The organism is Micromonospora craterilacus, assembly GCF_003236315.1.
Classification (GTDB): domain Bacteria; phylum Actinomycetota; class Actinomycetes; order Mycobacteriales; family Micromonosporaceae; genus Micromonospora; species Micromonospora craterilacus.
The window spans coordinates 1-14,217 of record NZ_POTY01000189.1 but is presented as its reverse complement, the minus strand read 5'-3'; the positions used below and the strand labels follow the sequence as shown (position 1 = coordinate 14,217).

Here is a 14,217-nt window from a genome sequence, read left to right as displayed (position 1 = left end):
GCCACGGGCCGATCCGAAGTCTCGGCTCGGCGCGGGCGTGGTCGTGATCTGGCGACTGCTTCATGACCCCGATCCGGCGAGGAACGCCGTTCCGCCGACGGCACAGAACGTCGATTATGCGTGCCCCGCGTCACCTCCCGCCACGCCTTGTGCCGCCAAAGTGGACGGAGAGTGCGGCCGTCCCACATAGCAGATCAACGAGCGCCGTGGGCGTTGTCCACAACGCAGCTGGTTATCCACAGATCGGCTCCTCGGGGCGGCGATCGGGACGGTGCCGGAGGCAGGGTTCGGCTCAGCGAACCCGCGCCGACCACCTGGAGGCCGCGATGCCACCCCGTACCGCCGTCCCGCCGCACCGGCGCCCGCCGCTGGTCGTCACCTCGGACGGTGACCTGCTCGACGATCTGCTCCGGCTTGCCGCCGCCGGGGGCGTCGAGGTGGAGGTCGCCACCGATCCGGCCGCGGCCCGGACCCGCTGGCAGCCTGCCCCGCTGGTGCTCGTCGGCACCGACCAGGCGCAGCCCTGTTTGCGGGCGCGGCTGCCCCGGCGGTCACGCCTGGTCCTGGTGGGCCGGGCCGGCGACGTCGAGTCCGGCTGGCAGGTGGCCGATCTGCTCGGTGCCGAGCACGTCGCCGTGCTGCCGGCGGCCGAGCCGTGGCTGGTCGACCGGTTCACCGAATGCGGGGTCGAGGGTGCGGCCACCGCCCGGGTCGTCGCCGTGTTGGGTGGCCGGGGCGGCGCCGGCGCCAGCATCCTGGCCGGTGGGCTCGCGGTCACCGCCGCCCGTGCGCGGCTGCGGACGCTGCTGCTCGACGCCGATCCGCTCGGCGGCGGTCTCGACCTGGTGCTCGGCTGGGAACAGCTGGAAGGTTTGCGCTGGCCGGCGCTGACCGGGGCCGACGGGCGGGTCGACGCGCCGGCCCTGGTCCGGGCGCTGCCCAGCCGGGGCGACCTGGTGGTGCTCTCCTGGGATCGGGGTGACCTGGTCGCCGTCCCGGCCGAGGCGATGGCGGCCACCCTGGACGCCGCCCGGCGCGGCCGGGACTTCGTGGTGGTCGACCTGCCCCGGCAGCTCGACGACGCGGCCGTGACCGCGCTCCAGGCCGCCGACCGGGTGTTCGTGGTGGTGCCCGCCGAGCTGCGGGCGACCGCTGCTGCGGCCCGGGTGGTCGCGGCGGCCGCGCCGCACTGTCACGACCTGTCGGTCATCGTCCGCGGCCCGGCTCCCGGGGGGCTCCGCGCGATCGAGGTGGCCAGGGCGCTCGGCCTGACCCTCGCCGGCACCCTGCGCCCCGAGCCGGGGCTCTGTCGTGGGTTGGAGCGGGGCGAGGCTCCTGCGGCCGGCGGGCGCGGCCCGTTGGCCGAGCTCTGCCAGCGGATCGTCGCCGACCTGACCGGCCAGCGCGCGGCGGGTGCGGCGTGACCGGGGAGACGCTCGCGGCCCGCGTGCGGCAGCGGATCGCCACCGCCGCGACGCCGGTCACCCCGGCGGCCATCGTCTCCGCGGTACGCGCCGAGCCCGACGCCGCCGTCCTCGGGGACACCGCCCTGCTACGGATGGCCGACCGGGTACGCGATGACCTGGTGGGCGCCGGCCCGCTCGCCCCGCTGCTCGCCGACCCCGAGGTGACGGACGTGCTGGTCAACGGGACCCGGGTGTGGGTCGACCGGGGGCAGGGGCTGCACCAGGTCCCGGTGCCGGTGGGCACCGTCGACGATGTCCGCCGGCTCGCCCAGCGACTCGCCGCCGGTGCTGGTCGCCGTCTGGACGACGGTGCGCCGTGCGCGGACGCACGGCTGGCCGACGGTACGCGGCTGCACGCCGTCCTGCCACCGGTGGCGACCGACGGACCGTACCTGTCGCTGCGTACCTTCCGGCAACGACCGTTCACCCTGGACGAGCTGGTCGCACAGGGCGCCGTGGCCCGGCCGGTCGCCCCGGTGCTCGCCGCGGTGGTGGCGGCCCGGCTCGCGTACCTGGTGATCGGTGGCACCGGCTCCGGCAAGACCACCCTGTTGAACACGCTGCTCGGGATGGTGCCGACCACCGAGCGGATAGTGCTGGTCGAGGACGCCGCCGAGCTGCGGCCGGTGCACCCGCACGTGGTGGGGCTGCAGGCCCGGACGGCCAATGTGGAGGGCTCCGGCGCGGTCGGCCTGAGCGAGCTGGTCCGGCAGGCGTTGCGGATGCGACCGGACCGACTGGTGGTCGGCGAGTGCCGGGGCGGCGAGGTGGTCGACCTCCTCGCCGCCCTCAACACGGGTCACGACGGCGGCGCCGGGACCCTGCACGCCAACGCCCCGTCGGACGTACCCGCCCGGCTGGAGGCGCTCGGTCTGCTCGGCGGGTTGCCGCGTGCGGCGCTGCACGCGCAGGTGGCCGCAGCGCTCCAGGTGGTGTTCCAGATCCGCCGTACGCCGCAGGGGCGGATGCTGGAGTCGATCTGCCTGCTGCTGCCGGAGGGTCCGGACCGTCTGGTCACCACGGTTCCGGCGTGGATCCGCGGTCGGGGGCTCGGCCTCGCGGCGCGGGCGCTCGGCACCTTGATCCAAGGTCGTGACGTGCCGGTGCCGCCGATCCTGTGCGAGCCCTGGCCGGGATCGGCGGGTCCGGCATGAGCGAGCGTCAGCGAACGGATCACCGGCGCGGTGCGTTGGTGCCTCAGAGCGGTACGCAGCGAAGCGGAGTGCCGGCATGAGCGGCGCGTACTGGTGGGTGATGGCACTGCTGGTGCTGACGGCCGTGGCGGTGCGCCCGGTCCGCGGGCGGCTGATTCCGGGAGGGGCGACGTCGGGCCGGGCAAAGGTCGACGATCCGCTGGTCGACTGGGTCGTCGCGTTGCGCGAGTCGGGCGACGCCGAGCAGGCCGGCGGCGACGGTCCGGGCGAACCGCTGCGGGTCTGGCCGCGCCCGACCGGCGTCGGGTGGCCGGCGCTCATCGGCGGGCCCGCGACGGGCTCAGCGTCCCGCCCTGCCGCCGGCGTAGCCGCCCCGGCCCGGCCGGCGAGCTGGGCCGGGGCCACCTCGACCGCGCAGCGGACGGGAGCGGGCCAGCCGAGGGCGATCTCGACCGCGCAGCGGACGGGAGCGGGCCAGCCGAGGGCGATCTCGACCGCGCAGCGGACGGGAGCGGGCCAACCTAGGGTGACTTCGACCGCGCAGCAGACGGCCGCGAGCGGGCCGAGGGTGACTTCGACCGCGCAGCGGACGGGAGCGGGCCAGCCGAAGGTGATCTCGACCGCGCAGCGGACGGCCGCGAGCGGGCCGGGCAGCAGCGGCGACGGCGGTCCCGATCGGTCGGGCCGACCCGGGTGGCGAACACCGGCCGCGAGCCGGCCAGGGACGTGGTCGGCGTCGCCGCGCCGCGCCCTGCTGCTGACCATGCTGTTCGGCGTGGGGATCGGCTGGCTGCTGGCCGGTCCGGTGGCGGCGGTTGCCCTGGCCGGGTACGGCGTCCTGGGCGTGCGGGCGCTGCTGCGACGCCGTGCGGCGGCGGTGGCGGCCCGGGTGCACCGGGAGCGGTTGGACCAACTGTGCGCCCTGGCCGCAGATCTGCGGGCCGGGCTGCCGGTGATGGTGGCGGCCGAGGCGTTGGGTCTCGCCCGCCCGTCCACGGCGGTCATCGGTGGGCCCGCCGCGCCACTCCGGAGCGGCGAGCCCCTCGCGGAAGCTGACCGACCTGACGCAGCCGACCGGATCGCGGCCGTTGAGCGGGTTGCCGCGTCCGGCGGAGCCCGGCGGCCCGGCCGAGCCGTCTTGTCGTCGGAAGGGTTCGAGGTGCCCGACGCCCCGGTGCCGCCAGACGCCGACGCTCTGCCGGACCGCCCCGGGCGGCTGGCGCGGGCGGCGGTGCGGCTCGCCGACCGTACGGGCGCACCGCTGGCCGAGTTGGTGGAGCGGATCGAGGCCGACGCCCGGTCGACGGACCGCGGGTTGGCCGCCGCCGGGGCCCAGGCAGCGGGTGCCCGGGCCACCGCGTGGCTGCTGGCTGCCCTGCCACTGGGTGGCATCGGCCTTGGCTACGGGATCGGGGTCGACCCGCTCGATGTCCTGCTGCACACCCCGATCGGCGGCGGCTGCGCGATCGCCGCCGTCGCCCTCCAGGTGGTCGGCCTGCTCTGGGCGGAACGCCTCGGCACGGTGCCGACCGGGGGAAGCTGATGTCCGGCATGCCGCTGGCCATGGGCTGCCTGGCCGTCGCGGCCCTGCTCGCCGTCGTGGCCGTCGGTCGGCACCGTCCCCAGCGGCGGCTACGGCGGCTGGCCCGTGGGAGGCCACCGAGCGGTACCCGGCCCACCCGGCCGCCCCGGCGCGGTGCCGGCGACGGTCCGCCTGGTTCCCCGGCCAGCCGACGGCTGGACATCGTCCGGCTCGCCGCCGGGCTGGCCGGCGTCGCCGTGGCCGTGCTGCTTGAGGGATGGCCCGGCCTGGTGGCCGCGCTGCCCACGGCCGTGCTGCTCGACCGGATGCTCCGGCGGATCGAGCACCCGGCCGTTCGGACCCGACGGCTCCGTGCCGCCGCCGACCTTCCGCTGGCCGCTGACCTGCTGGCAGCGGCGCTGCGGGCAGGTGCGCCGGTGGAACGCTCGGTGCTCGCGGTGGCCGACGCGCTCGGTGGCCCGCTCGCCGACCAGCTCAGTCGGGTCGGCCGGACGTTGCAGCTGGGCGGTGTGCCGCAGGAGGCGTGGGCGCACCTGGCCACGGTGCCGGGCGGGCAGCGGGTCGCCACCGCGGCGGTTCGGTCGGCGAGCAGCGGGGCGGCCCTGGCCGGGGCGCTGACCCGGCTCGCCGACGATCTGCGCGCCGACCGGGCCACCGCGATCGAAGCGGCTGCCCGCCGGGCTGGCGTGCTGATCGTGCTGCCCCTGGGCCTCTGCTTCCTGCCCGCCTTCATTCTCGCCGGTCTGGTGCCGGTGATCGTCGCCGTCCTCGGCGACGTGCTGTGAACCCATCGAGAAAGGACGAACACGTGCGCAGAATCCTCGCCCGCCTTCGCGGGGACGCCGGGATGAACACCGCGGAGTACGCCGTCGGGACGCTCGCGGCGGTCGCCTTCGCCGGCATCCTGCTGAAGGTGCTGACCTCGGACAGCGTGCAGTCCGCGTTGACCGCCGTCGTTGACCGGGCACTGAAGTGACCGGGCGCCGGCCGGCCGGTCGCGACCGAGGCTCCTTCACCGCCGAGATGGCGGCCGGTCTGCCGGCGCTGATGCTGCTTCTGCTCGCTGGCCTGACCGCCGTCAACGCGGTCAGCACCAAGGCGGCCTGCCTGGACGCGGCCCGGGAGGCGGCCCTGGCCGCCTCCCGGGGCGAGGAGGGCGTGGCGGCCGGCAGCCGGCACGCCCCATCGGGTGCCGAGGTGGCCGTGGTCGTGGAGGGCGAGCGGGTCCGGGCGACGGTCCGGGCGCCGGTCCGTGCCCTCGGCGCCGACCTGCCGGCGCTGACCGTCGTGGCCACGGCGGTCGCGGCCGTCGAGCCGGGCATACCGGACCCACAGCCATGACCGCCGCCAAGGACCGGGGCCGGGATCGTGGTGGCGCGACCATATGTCTGTTGGCGGTGGGGCTGTTGTTCGTCGCGGGCGGCCTATTCGGCGCCGGGGTCGGTGCGGCGCGGGTGGCACGTCAGCAGGCCCGGGTCGCCGCCGACTTCGGTGCTCTGGCCGGAGCAGGCCGAGCCCTGCAGGGCGAGACGGTGGCGTGCGACCGGGCCCGGGAGATCGTCGCCAGCAACCGCGCCCGCTTGGTCTGGTGCCGACTTGACGGGCTCGACGTGCTGGTCACGACCGAAGTGACCGTAGATCCGTTGCCCGGCCTGACTCGCGTGGCCACGGTCACCGCCCGAGCCGGCCCGCTACGCGGCTGACCGGCATCGGGGGGCGTTGGTCCATGAGTCCGATGTCTCAGAGACATAGATATGTCTCTGAGACATCACGCCAATGAGAAGGGTGGCGGCGCCGGGAGGGTCAGCGGCCCTGGAGAGCGTCGAGGGCGACCGCCATGGCGATCACCAACCGCCGGTCGATCTGCGGGTTCTGGACCTCGACGACGTACCGGTCGCGCAGGCCCCACTTCTTGACCACGGTGAAGACGGGCTGGCCGTTCGCCACGAAGTCGAAGTGGTACGGCAGCCAGGACAGCGACTCGGCGAAGCGGCGCAGCAGGGCGACCGGCATGCTGCGCTCCTGGCCGGTGACGTTGGGCAGGCCGGCCTGCTCGACGTGCCAGGTCGAGCGGAGCAGGGACTGCGCGAAGTCCTTGCGGAACAGGCCGATCGGGTTGCCGGCGTGGTCAGTGACGTCGTACGTGGCACCGAGGTCGAGCCGCTGCCGGGCCTTGAACCCGAGCAGCGGCTGCTGCTTGGTGTCGTCGGCGTAGATCGTCACCTGCTCCTTGAAGGCGAGCCGCTTCTGCTGGGCGAACGCCAGCAGCCCACCTTCGGAGCCGTCCGGTGCGACGCTGTGGACCTCGTACTGGTTGACCATGAACCGCAACCGCTGGCGGATGTGGAACTGGTGCTGCGCCTGCAAGCTATCGAGCTGCATGAAATCTCCTCAACTGTGGTGCGCCGGAGTGTCGCACAGCCCGGCAACCCCGCCCGATCAGTGGAACGGAGTCGGTCGAGGGTTACTGCGGCAGGTTGGCCAGCACCACGTCGAGCACCCGGATGGCATCCGGCTTGGAGAGCGGGTTGTTGCCGTTGCCGCACTTCGGCGACTGCACGCAGGACGGGCAGCCGGCCTCGCAGCCACACTCGGCGATCGCGTCGCGGGTGGCCCGCAGCCAGGCCGCCGCCATGCCGTACGCCCGCTCGGCGAAGCCAGCCCCGCCGGAATGCCCGTCGTAGACGAAGACGGTCGGCGCCTCGGTGTCCGGGTGCACCGCCGTGGACAGCCCGCCGATGTCCCACCGGTCACAGGTGGCGACCAGCGGCAGCAGCCCGATCGCCGCGTGCTCGGCGGCGTGCAGCGCGCCCGGCACGTCGGCCGGGTTCACCCCGGCCGCGGCGAGCGACTCCGGGGAGAGGGTGAACCAGACCGCGACGGTACGCAGCTCCCGCGTCGGCAGGTCCAGCGGACGGGTGTCGATCACCTCGCCGGTGGCGATCCGTCGCCGCTGGTACGACACCACCTGGCTGGTCACGTCCACCTCGCCGAGGAACAGCCCGACCGGCCCGGCGTCGACGTACGAGCGCACCGACACCACCGACAGCGAGGTGACGTCCCGTGCGTGGGTGGACCAGTCCGGCTCCTCGGGGCGCACCAGCGCGCACCCGTCGTCGAGGTCCAGCGCGTCGACCACGTAGGACACCCCCTGGTGCAGGTAGACCGCGCCGTGGTGCAGCAGGAAGTGCGACGAGCCGCCGTCGACGGTGCCGAGCAGCCGGCCGGTCGCCGCCTCCACCACGCAGACCGGAGCGCCACCCTCGCCGCGCAGGTCCACCTCGGGGCGTTCCCGGTGCCGCCAGTACCAGCCCGTCGGCCGCTGCCGCAGCGCACCCGCGTCGACCAGCGCCGCGACGGCCTCCTTCGCGCCGTCACCGAAGTGTTCCAGGTCGGCCGCGGTCAGTGGTGCCTCGGCCGCGGCGCAGGCCAGTTGGGGGCCGAGCACGTACGCGTTGGCCGGGTCGAGCACGGTGGCCTCCACCGGTGCCCCGAAGACCGCCTCCGGATGGTGCACCAGGTAGGTGTCCAGCGGGTCGTCCCGGGCGACCAGCACCGCGAGGGCCTCCTGGCCGGAGCGCCCGGCACGGCCGGCCTGCTGCCACAGCGACGCTCGGGTCCCCGGGTATCCGCAGATCAGCACCGCGTCCAGGCCGATCAGGTCGACGCCCAGCTCCAGGGCGTTGGTCGAGGCCAGCCCGAGCAGGTCACCGTGCAGCAGCGCCCGCTCCAGTTCCCGACGCTCCTCGCGCAGGTAACCGGCCCGGTACGCGGCGACCCGGTCGCCGAGCCCGGGTACCGCCTCGTCGAGGCTGCGCCGGGCGCTGGTCGCCACCACCTCGGCCCCCCGCCGGGAACGGACGAAGGCCAGCGTGCGCACGCCGGCGGCGACGGTGTCGGCGAGCAGGTCGGCGGTCTCCCGCAGCGCCGACCGGCGGACCTGGACGAGATCGGCCGGTTCCCCGGCCGCGGGTGGCCGGCGGCCGGCGGGCGATGCGCCGGTGGACAGCGTCGGGCCGGCATTGCGCACGGCACCGTCGAGCGGCGTGTCGGTGTCGGCATCCGGTGTGGACGGCACGGCGTCGGGCGCCCGGCGGGGTGGCGGCGCGGGGGACGCGGTCGGGTCGGGTGGCAGCAGCGGCGGCTCCCAGAGCGCGAAGGTCACCCCGGCACGCGGCGAGGTGTCCTCGGTGACGGCTGTCACGGGCAGGCCGGTCAGCCGGCTGGCCGCCGCGGCCGGGTCGCCCGACGTCGCCGAGGCCAGCACGAAGGTCGGGCCGGGGGTGCGCCCGTAGCGCGCGCACTGCCGACGCAGCCGCCGCAGCACGTGGGCGACGTGTGAGCCGAACACACCCCGGTAGACGTGACACTCGTCGACCACCACGTACGCCAGGCGGCGCAGGAATCCCGACCACTGGGCGTGACCGGGCAGGACGCCGTGGTGCAGCATGTCCGGGTTGGTCAGCACGAACCGGGAGTGCTGTCGGATCCACTCCCGCTCGGCGCGCGGGGTGTCGCCGTCGTAGCAGGCCGGGCGTACGCCTTCGATCTCCAGTGCCGAGACGGCGCGCAACTGGTCGGCGGCGAGTGCCTTGGTCGGTGCCAGGTAGACCACGGTGGCGCGGGGGTCGGCGAGCAGGGTGGCCAGCGCGGGCAACTGGTACGCCAGGGACTTGCCGGACGCGGTGCCGGTGGCCACCACCACGTGCTGGCGGTCGTACGCCAGGCTGGCCGCCTCGGCCTGGTGCCGCCACGGCGTCGCCACGCCGCATCGGGCGTACGCCGCGCGCAGTTCCTCCGGGGCCCAGCGTGGCCACGGCGCCGGCACGCCCGCCCGGGGCGGCACCCGTTCGACGTGGGTGACCGGGTCGGTGGCGTGCCGCTGCCGGAGCCGGCGCAGCAGTGCGTCCGGCGCGACGGCCAGCGCGGCACCCGGCGGCAGCTCGGGGCCGCGGCCGGCGGATACGCTGGCTGCCGAGGTCACGTCCTGCACTCTCGCACTGGTGTTCGGAAATGGGAAATCGGCGTGCCGGGTAGGGGAAAGAACTGCCCCCGGTGAGTCGTCGGGCGGGCCGGGGGGTAGTGGTTGAATGCCCTGAGAGTTTACGGCTGCGCGAGGGAGGACCGATGGAGCTGTCGCTGGCGACCCGTACCGTGGGGGAGCACACGGTACTCGAGGTCGGCGGTGAGGTGGACGTCTACACCGCCCCCCGTCTGCGCGAGCGGCTCCTCGAACTGATCGACGCCGGGGCGCGGCACGTGGTGGTCGACCTCGGTCGGGTGGACTTCCTCGACTCCACCGGGCTCGGTGTGCTGGTCGGCGCGCTCAAGCGGCTGCGTACCGCCGACGGCACCTTTGCCCTGGTCTGCGACAAGGAGCCACTGCTCAAGATCTTCCGGATCACCGCGCTGGACCAGGTATTTCCGCTGCATTCTACGGTCGAAGCGGCGACCGGCGCTGGCGCGTGATGGCCACGGTCCGGCTCTCCTTCTCGCCGGCTCCGGTGCATGTGCGCACCGCCCGCCTGGTCGGTGTGGCGGTCGCCCGCCGGGCGGGAGTCCGCGAGGACCTGCTCGACGAGGTACGCCTGGCCATCGGCGAGGCGTGCACCCGCGCGGTCGCCCTGCACCGCCAGTACGGCCTGGCCGACCCGGTGCTGGTGGAGATGTCCGACGCCGGGGTGTACGCGGTGCGGGTGGTGGACCGGGCGCCGATCGAGGCGGGCATCGGCCTGGCCGCCCTGGACGCCGACCAGTTGGCCAACGAGTCGCTGAACGAGGACGACCTCACCACCGGCGTCGGCTTCGCCCTGCTCGCCGGCTTCGTCGAGGATCTCCAGGTTCGTCCGGTCGAGGACGGCATCGGCACCGAGGTCCGGATGGTCTGGCCGGTCAACCGCTGACCGATTCTCACCGTCGCGCCGCCACCCGCAGCAAAGCCATGCGGCCGCCTTCCCTGACCTGGGAATGCGGCCGCATCGTCATGGACCCGTTCCTATATCAGATTTCGGTTCATAACACAGCGACGAAGATCATCGAGGCAGGGTGGCACCTCCCTGTGACCTCGAACACTGCGGAGGGCTACAGTACCCGGGTTGTCAGCAAGTGATCCACCGCGCAGCCAGCGCAGATGGGCGTCCGTCGCTGGTTCGCCGGGGTGGGTCGGCGCGCGCTTGCGAATTCGCATCCAGGCGCCGTTCGGTGCGTCTCCACCGGCCGGCGCGTTGTTCGGCACAGGAGGACACAGATGTCCGACACCTTGGCCGCCGAGGGCGGCGGAATCGCCGTCGACGGCGGGATCTCCCTCACCGGAGCCAATGTCACGTACGTCGTCATCGCCGCGGTGATCGCGCTGGTCGCGCTCGCCTTCGCCGCCGCGTTGACGAAAACCGTGCTGGCTGCCGGCACGGGCACCAACAAAATGCAGGAGATCTCCGGGGCCGTTCAGGAGGGCGCCTCGGCCTACCTGCGCCGGCAGTTCCGGACCCTGGCGATCTTCGTCGCGATCGCCGTGATCCTGCTCTTCCTGCTGCCGGTGCACGACACCGCCGGCAGCGAGACCGCGGTGAAGCTCGGCCGCTCGCTCTTCTTCGTGGTCGGCGCACTGTTCAGCGCCTTCATCGGCGGCGCCGGCATGTGGCTGGCCACCCGGGCCAACCTGCGGGTGGCCGCCGCCGCCCGGGAGCGCGAAGGCGGCCGGGAATCGGCCATGAAGATCGCCTTCCGGACCGGTGGCGTGGTCGGCTTCCTCACCGTCGGCCTCGGCCTCTTCGGTGCCGCGCTGGTCGTCCTGCTCTTCCGGGGCGACGCGCCGACGGTGCTGGAGGGCTTCGGCTTCGGCGCCGCGCTGCTGGCCATGTTCATGCGGGTCGGTGGCGGCATCTTCACCAAGGCCGCCGACGTCGGCGCCGACCTGGTCGGCAAGGTCGAGAAGGGCATCCCCGAGGACGACCCGCGCAACGCCGCCACCATCGCCGACAACGTGGGCGACAACGTCGGTGACTGCGCCGGTATGGCCGCCGACCTGTTCGAGTCGTACGCGGTCACCCTGGTCGCCGCACTGATCCTGGGCCGGGCCGCGTTCGGCACCGACGGCCTGGTGCTCCCGCTGATCATCTCCACCATCGGTGTGCTGGTCGCCATCATCGGCGTCTTCATCACCCGGCTCCGCGCGTCCGACCGCAACGGCCTGACCGCGATCAACCGGGCCTTCTACCTTTCCGCGGTGATCTCGGCGGTGCTGGTCGCGGTGGCCACGTTCGCGTACCTGCAGCCCACCTGGGCCGCGCAGCTCGGCGACGGCTGGCGGGAAGCCCTCGGTGTCGACGGCGGCGACCCGCCGTTCGGCCCGCGCGGTGTGGTCATCGGCGCGGTCGTCATCGGCATCGTGCTCGCCGCCGCGATCCAGGCGCTGACCGGCTACTTCACCGAGACCAACCGTCGCCCGGTGCAGGACATCGGCAAGAGCTCGCAGACCGGACCGGCCACCGTCATCCTCGCCGGCATCAGCGTCGGCCTGGAGTCGGCGGTCTACTCGGCGCTGCTCATCGCTGCCGGTGTCTTCGGCGCCTTCCTGCTGGGCGGCGGCTCGATCACCCTCTCGCTGTTCGCCGTGGCGCTGGCCGGTACCGGTCTGCTCACCACCGTCGGCGTGATCGTCGCGATGGACACCTTCGGCCCGATCTCCGACAACGCCCAGGGTGTGGCCGAGATGTCCGGCGACATCGACGAGCAGGGTGCCCGGACGCTGACCGAGCTGGACGCGGTGGGCAACACCACCAAGGCGATCACCAAGGGCATCGCGATCGCCACCGCGGTGCTGGCCGCGACCGCGCTGTTCGGCTCGTACACCGACACGCTGCGCATCGCGTACGCGGACGCCGGGGTGACCGACGTCGGTGCCGAGATCCTCAACGCGCTGAACGTGGCCAACCCGCAGAACCTGGTCGGCCTGATCATCGGCGCGGCGGTGGTGTTCCTCTTCTCCGGCCTGGCCATCAACGCGGTCTCCCGCTCGGCCGGTGCGGTCGTGATGGAGGTCCGCCGGCAGTTCCGTGAGCTGCCCGGGATCATGGACTACACCCAGCGTCCGGAGTACGGCAAGGTCGTCGACATCTGCACCCGGGACGCGCAGCGCGAACTGCTGACCCCCGGTCTGCTGGCGATCATGGCGCCGATCGCGGTCGGCTTCGGCCTCGGGCCCGGCGCGCTGGCGTCGTACCTGGCCGGGGCGATCGGGGCCGGCACGCTGATGGCGGTCTTCCTGGCCAACTCGGGCGGCGCCTGGGACAACAGCAAGAAGATGGTCGAGGACGGCGCGTACGGCGGCAAGGGCTCCGAGGCGCACGCCGCGACCGTCATCGGCGACACCGTCGGTGACCCGTTCAAGGACACCGCCGGCCCGGCCATCAACCCGCTGCTCAAGGTGATGAACCTGGTCTCGCTGCTGATCGCGCCGGCCGTGGTGGCCTGGAGCATCGGCGACGACCGCAACGTCGGCCTGCGGATCACCATCGCGGTGGTGGCGACGCTGATCGTCGTCGCGGCGGTGGTGTTCAGCAAGCGCAAGAGCATCGCGATGGGCGAGGACTCCGACAGCGGGTCCGGCACCGCCGATCCGCGACCGGAGGCGATCAAGGCCTGACCGGTACGGAACATCCGGTCCCCGGTCGGCGCAACCGCCGACCGGGGACCGGCCACCGGCCGGTCAGGCGGCCCGTCGGGCCGGTACGCCTGACCGGTGCCGACCCGCCTCCGAAGCCGTACGCTGCAACGCATGCGTTCGTGCCGGGCGGCAGTCGCCGGAAAGCTCACGGTGGTCCTGGCTACGCTGGTCCTGCTGGCCGCCTGTGGGTCCAGCGGCCCCAGCCCCCGGGCCTGGGCCGCCTCGGTGTGTTCGGCACTGACCCCCTGGCGGGCCGAGATCAGCAAGCTGACCAGCAGCACCAACCAGCAGATGACCGCGCAGACCACGCCCGCGCAGGCCAAGGAGAACCTGGTCCGGCTGTTCGGCGGGGCCGAGGAGGCCAGCGAGACCGCCCGGCGGAAGGTGGAGCAGGCGGGAGTGCCCAAGGTCGAGCACGGCGCGGAGATCTCCGCCGGCTTCCGGGCCTCGCTCTCCTCGATGCGGGACGCCTACGGCCGGGCCCGGACCGCCATCGACGGGCTGGGCACCGGTGAGTCCACCGTCTTCTACGACGGCGTCCGGGCCGCCGTGCAGACCCTTCAACAGGAGTATGACGCGAGCGCGCTGGACACCAGCCGGTTGAACTCCGAGGAACTGAAGCGCGCCTTCGACGAGGTACCTGAATGCCGTTGAGCGGTCCCGGCGAGACACCGGCGGCGCAACCGCTGCCGGTGCCCTTCCCGGCGCCTGCTCCGGCCCCGCGGGCAACTCGGCGTGGCGCTCCCGGCCAGCGGGCCAACCCGGCCCCGGCGGACCCGGACGCCGAGCCGGTGGCGGGCGACGGCGCGCCGACGCCGCAGCTGGCCGAGCCGGGCACCGACCCGGACCGGCAGTTGGTCTTCTTCGGCGCGGAGACCGCGGAACCCTCCGTCGCCGACCTCGCCGGGCTGCTCGCCGGGCCGGGCGAGGTGCACCGGATGGGTGGTACGGCCCGGTTGTCGGTGGTGGTGGACGCCGCCTGGCGGGTGCACGTACTCGTCGCCGAGCTGGCCCAGCGCGGCGTCCGGGCGACCTGGGCACCCACCGACGACGACCGGTACCTCGTGCGTACCGCGTACACCCGGACGATCGTGCCGCTGGCGGCGGCCTGGCTGCGTGGCCCGACGCAGCACCCGCCCGCCGGTTTCCAGCTCGACGGCCGGCGGCTGCGGCTGTGGCTCGCTGCGGCCGGGACGGCCGAGCCGCCGGACTTCCTGCTCCGTCTCGGCGGCACCGACCCGGACCGCTGGGCGGCGGTCGGCACCGCCCTCGCCGCGGCCGGTCTCGCCGACGATCTGGTGCCGCCGCCCAACGCAGGCGCCCCGGCCTACCGCATCGCCGGCCGCCGCCGCACCCTCCGCCTGGCCGAGCTGGTCGGCACCCGCCCAC

14 protein-coding genes are annotated in these 14,217 nt (G+C 74.0%); 12 read left to right on the top strand and 2 right to left on the bottom strand.

The window, feature by feature from the left end:
* Positions 1 to 326 precede the first annotated feature (326 nt).
* From ssd to C1I95_RS24465, 7 genes are all read left to right on the top strand, one after another.
* Complete coding sequence (gene ssd / locus C1I95_RS24500; RefSeq protein WP_111217048.1) at positions 327 to 1,424, top strand: septum site-determining protein Ssd; 1,098 nt, start codon at positions 327 to 329, stop codon at positions 1,422 to 1,424.
* A complete protein-coding gene (locus C1I95_RS24495; protein ID WP_111217046.1) occupies positions 1,421 to 2,620 on the top strand; it encodes a TadA family conjugal transfer-associated ATPase in 1,200 nt (399 codons plus the stop codon). The genes ssd and C1I95_RS24495 overlap by 4 nt, the downstream gene beginning before the upstream one ends.
* A gap of 487 nt (positions 2,621 to 3,107) precedes the next feature.
* Positions 3,108 to 4,163 (top strand): type II secretion system F family protein, encoded by a 1,056-nt coding sequence (locus C1I95_RS36555; protein ID WP_438941336.1) that lies wholly within the window; start codon positions 3,108 to 3,110, stop codon positions 4,161 to 4,163.
* Positions 4,163 to 4,948: a type II secretion system F family protein gene (locus tag C1I95_RS24480; protein WP_111217044.1), complete on the top strand. Its 786-nt coding sequence runs from the start codon at positions 4,163 to 4,165 to the stop codon at positions 4,946 to 4,948. The genes C1I95_RS36555 and C1I95_RS24480 overlap by 1 nt, the downstream gene beginning before the upstream one ends.
* Positions 4,949 to 5,010: 62 nt before the next feature.
* Entirely contained in the window at positions 5,011 to 5,139 is a 129-nt protein-coding gene (locus C1I95_RS24475; protein ID WP_233513855.1) for a DUF4244 domain-containing protein, read from the top strand.
* 47 nt (positions 5,140 to 5,186) lie between these two features.
* Entirely contained in the window at positions 5,187 to 5,504 is a 318-nt protein-coding gene (locus C1I95_RS24470) for a TadE family type IV pilus minor pilin (protein ID WP_438941335.1), read from the top strand.
* Positions 5,501 to 5,866, top strand: coding sequence for an Rv3654c family TadE-like protein (locus C1I95_RS24465; RefSeq protein WP_111217040.1), 366 nt, complete (start codon positions 5,501 to 5,503; stop codon positions 5,864 to 5,866). Before C1I95_RS24470 ends, C1I95_RS24465 begins: the two co-directional genes overlap by 4 nt.
* A 100-nt stretch (positions 5,867 to 5,966) precedes the next feature.
* Here the strand turns inward: C1I95_RS24465 and C1I95_RS24460 are convergent, their stop codons facing one another.
* Both C1I95_RS24460 and C1I95_RS24455 read right to left on the bottom strand, forming a co-directional pair.
* Positions 5,967 to 6,545, bottom strand: coding sequence for an LURP-one-related family protein (locus C1I95_RS24460; protein ID WP_111217039.1), 579 nt, complete (start codon positions 6,543 to 6,545; stop codon positions 5,967 to 5,969).
* 82 nt (positions 6,546 to 6,627) lie between these two features.
* Positions 6,628 to 9,105 carry a DEAD/DEAH box helicase gene (locus C1I95_RS24455; protein ID WP_233513854.1) on the bottom strand — a complete coding sequence of 826 codons (2,478 nt, stop codon included), beginning with the start codon at positions 9,103 to 9,105 and terminating at the stop codon, positions 6,628 to 6,630.
* Positions 9,106 to 9,290: 185 nt separating this feature from the next.
* Here C1I95_RS24455 and C1I95_RS24450 point away from each other — a divergent pair, with 185 nt between their 5' ends.
* From C1I95_RS24450 to C1I95_RS24430, 5 genes are all read left to right on the top strand, one after another.
* Positions 9,291 to 9,632: an STAS domain-containing protein gene (locus tag C1I95_RS24450; protein ID WP_111217038.1), complete on the top strand. Its 342-nt coding sequence runs from the start codon at positions 9,291 to 9,293 to the stop codon at positions 9,630 to 9,632.
* Positions 9,632 to 10,066 (top strand): ATP-binding protein, encoded by a 435-nt coding sequence (locus tag C1I95_RS24445; protein ID WP_111217037.1) that lies wholly within the window; start codon positions 9,632 to 9,634, stop codon positions 10,064 to 10,066. The genes C1I95_RS24450 and C1I95_RS24445 overlap by 1 nt, the downstream gene beginning before the upstream one ends.
* A gap of 344 nt (positions 10,067 to 10,410) precedes the next feature.
* On the top strand, positions 10,411 to 12,807 hold the full coding sequence (locus C1I95_RS24440) for a sodium-translocating pyrophosphatase (RefSeq protein WP_111217036.1): 2,397 nt from the start codon (positions 10,411 to 10,413) through the stop codon (positions 12,805 to 12,807).
* Positions 12,808 to 12,939: 132 nt separating this feature from the next.
* Positions 12,940 to 13,482, top strand: coding sequence for a hypothetical protein (locus C1I95_RS24435; protein ID WP_111217034.1), 543 nt, complete (start codon positions 12,940 to 12,942; stop codon positions 13,480 to 13,482).
* A partial coding sequence (locus C1I95_RS24430; RefSeq protein ID WP_111217033.1) for a hypothetical protein occupies positions 13,473 to 14,217 on the top strand: 745 nt, incomplete at its 3' end. The genes C1I95_RS24435 and C1I95_RS24430, both read left to right, overlap by 10 nt.

What these genes read in the sequence shown, in the direction of transcription:
- ssd (WP_111217048.1), top strand. Translation starts at nt 327, where the DNA reads ATGCCACCCCGTACCGCCGTCCCGCCGCACCGGCGCCCGCCGCTGGTC.
- C1I95_RS24480 (WP_111217044.1), top strand. Translation starts at nt 4,163, where the DNA reads ATGTCCGGCATGCCGCTGGCCATGGGCTGCCTGGCCGTCGCGGCCCTG.
- C1I95_RS24475 (WP_233513855.1), top strand. Translation starts at nt 5,011, where the DNA reads ATGAACACCGCGGAGTACGCCGTCGGGACGCTCGCGGCGGTCGCCTTC.
- C1I95_RS24470 (WP_438941335.1), top strand. Translation starts at nt 5,187, where the DNA reads ATGGCGGCCGGTCTGCCGGCGCTGATGCTGCTTCTGCTCGCTGGCCTG.
- C1I95_RS24465 (WP_111217040.1), top strand. Translation starts at nt 5,501, where the DNA reads ATGACCGCCGCCAAGGACCGGGGCCGGGATCGTGGTGGCGCGACCATA.
- C1I95_RS24460 (WP_111217039.1), bottom strand. Translation starts at nt 6,545, where the DNA reads ATGCAGCTCGATAGCTTGCAGGCGCAGCACCAGTTCCACATCCGCCAG.
- C1I95_RS24450 (WP_111217038.1), top strand. Translation starts at nt 9,291, where the DNA reads ATGGAGCTGTCGCTGGCGACCCGTACCGTGGGGGAGCACACGGTACTC.
- C1I95_RS24445 (WP_111217037.1), top strand. Translation starts at nt 9,632, where the DNA reads ATGGCCACGGTCCGGCTCTCCTTCTCGCCGGCTCCGGTGCATGTGCGC.
- C1I95_RS24440 (WP_111217036.1), top strand. Translation starts at nt 10,411, where the DNA reads ATGTCCGACACCTTGGCCGCCGAGGGCGGCGGAATCGCCGTCGACGGC.
- C1I95_RS24435 (WP_111217034.1), top strand. Translation starts at nt 12,940, where the DNA reads ATGCGTTCGTGCCGGGCGGCAGTCGCCGGAAAGCTCACGGTGGTCCTG.